This window comes from Verrucomicrobiia bacterium (assembly GCA_035495615.1).
Classification (GTDB): Bacteria; Omnitrophota; Omnitrophia; order Omnitrophales; family Aquincolibacteriaceae; genus DATJFP01.
In genome coordinates, this window is the sequence record DATJFP010000001.1 from 1 (window position 1) to 2,066 (window position 2,066).

General features: G+C 61.0%; 3 protein-coding genes. All 3 read left to right on the forward strand.

The genetic code is table 11. The annotated features are described in order from the left end of the window. A partial coding sequence (locus VL688_00005) for a sugar nucleotide-binding protein (protein HTL46430.1) occupies positions 1-555 on the forward strand: 555 nt, incomplete at its 5' end. Next, complete coding sequence (gene galE / locus VL688_00010; protein HTL46431.1) at positions 552-1,538, forward strand: UDP-glucose 4-epimerase GalE; 987 nt, start codon at positions 552-554, stop codon at positions 1,536-1,538. The genes VL688_00005 and galE, both read left to right, overlap by 4 nt. A 212-nt stretch (positions 1,539-1,750) precedes the next feature. After that, on the forward strand, positions 1,751-2,066 hold a 316-nt coding region (locus VL688_00015; protein HTL46432.1), incomplete at its 3' end, for a helix-turn-helix domain-containing protein.

The window sequence follows — 2,066 nt, forward strand, 5'->3', positions numbered from 1 at the left end:
CTTCACGTGTCCACGGATTATGTTTTCGACGGCGCGGCCGGGCGGGCTTACACGGAACAGGATGCGCCGAACCCGCAGTCGGTTTACGGCGAGTCCAAACTGGCGGGCGAGAAAGCGGTCGCGGCCGCGAATCCTCGGCACATGATCGTCAGGACCGCGTGGCTTTACAGCGAGACCGGGAACAATTTCCCGAAGACCATGATCAAGCTCGCGGCGCAAGGGGAAGTTCGCGTGGTCGAGGATCAGTTCGGATCGCCGACCTACGCGCTGGATCTCGCGCGGGGCATTGAAAAATTGATTTCCACGCAGGCCTACGGGATTTATCATCTCGCGGGAAGCGGCAAGGCGAGCTGGTACAGTTTTGCGGCCGCGATTTTCCGGGCGATGGGCATTCCAGCGAAAGTGACGCCGATTCCGGCGTCGGCTTTTCCGAGGCCCGCGAGGCGCCCGGCTTATTCCGTGCTCGAAACGCGGCGCGGGGTCGTGCTGCCGCCTTGGGAAAAAGGCTTGGAAACTTTTGCGGCCAACATGAAACAAAGGGAGAGGGCATCATGAAAGTGCTGGTGACGGGAGGAGCGGGTTACATCGGGGCCCACGTGGTGCGGCATCTGGACGAATGCGGGCACGTGCCCATCATCCTAGACGATTTGCGCCGGTCCCATATGCGCCGCATCGGGCCTTACATCTGCGAGAAAGTCGGTCTGGAGGACACGCCCGCGGTGTTCCGCGTGTTCGAGCATTACCAGCCCGACGCGATCATCCACCTGGCGGGCTACATCAGCGTGGGCGAATCGGTGAAGAATCCCGACATGTACTGGCAGAACAACCTGCGCGCGAGCACGAGCCTGATCCTGGCCTGCGCCAAATTTCCCGTGAAGACATTTCTTTTTTCCTCCACCGCCGCCACCTACGGCGACGTGGAAAAAAGCCCGATCCCCGAAACCGCGCCGAACCAGCCGACCTGCGCATACGGCGCTTCCAAGCTGGAATTCGAAAGGCTGCTGCATCAAAGCGGCCGCGTGCTCGGCTTCCGTTCTTTCGCGCTCCGCTATTTCAATGCCTGCGGCGCGAACGTGAAATGGGGAGTGGGCGAAGACCATGATCCCGAAGAGCATCTGATTCCCCGCGTCGTGCGCTGGCTGCGCGAGGGCCGCAAGGTCCAGGTCTACGGCAACGACTATCCGACGCCGGACGGCACCTGCGTGCGCGATTACATCCACGTCAGCGACCTTGCTTCCGCGCATGTCGCCGTGATCGAGTCGCCTCGCATTCCGGGCGGGCAGAGCTTCAACGTGGGTACGGGCACGGGCTATTCGGTGCTGCAGGTGATCCAGGCCGTGGGCGAATACCTGCAGGTCAAGCCGGACATCGAATTCCTGCCGCGCCGCCCCGGAGACCCGGCCACGCTCGTCGCGGACGCGTCCCAGCTCATGTCCAAGCTGGAATGGAAGCCCGAGCATTCGTCGCTGAAAGACATCGTGGCCTCGGCCGTGGAATGGGAAAAAGAGCGCAGCTCCCACGCGGTTCAAAAAGCCTGACCGTCCGAAGTCCCGCTCTCACGATGAGAAACTCTCTTTCACCTTCAAGCATATTCTAGCGTCCCTGCACGGCGGCTTTCTTCTTTTTCTCCCGGTTTGTGGCCTTCGAAATCGTGTGTTATCTTTTCTTTCCCAATCGCATCTCCGGGGTTTTGGAGCGATTCAAAACTATGAGCAAATTCGCCAAAGCACTGCAAAAGATACAGAAGGACATGACGGCGTCCCAGGGCCCCAGGCCCGCAGTCCCCGCCGAGGCCAAGGCCGCGCCCGAACGCGCCTCGTCCACGCGCCTCGAAAAGCACCATTACATGACCGTCCAGGAAGTCAGCGAGTACCTGAAGCTGCCGGTTTCGTCCGTCCATCAATTGACGCGCCTGGGCCGTCTCAAGCCCACGGGGAAGGGTGACGAACCCCTCTACTCCAAAGAAACCATCGACGCTTATCTCAGCCTGGTTGCCGACACCATGGCCGAAAGACGGCCCGGCGGCAAAGAAAGACGCGTTCACGCCAGGCGCCGCTGTTTCATCC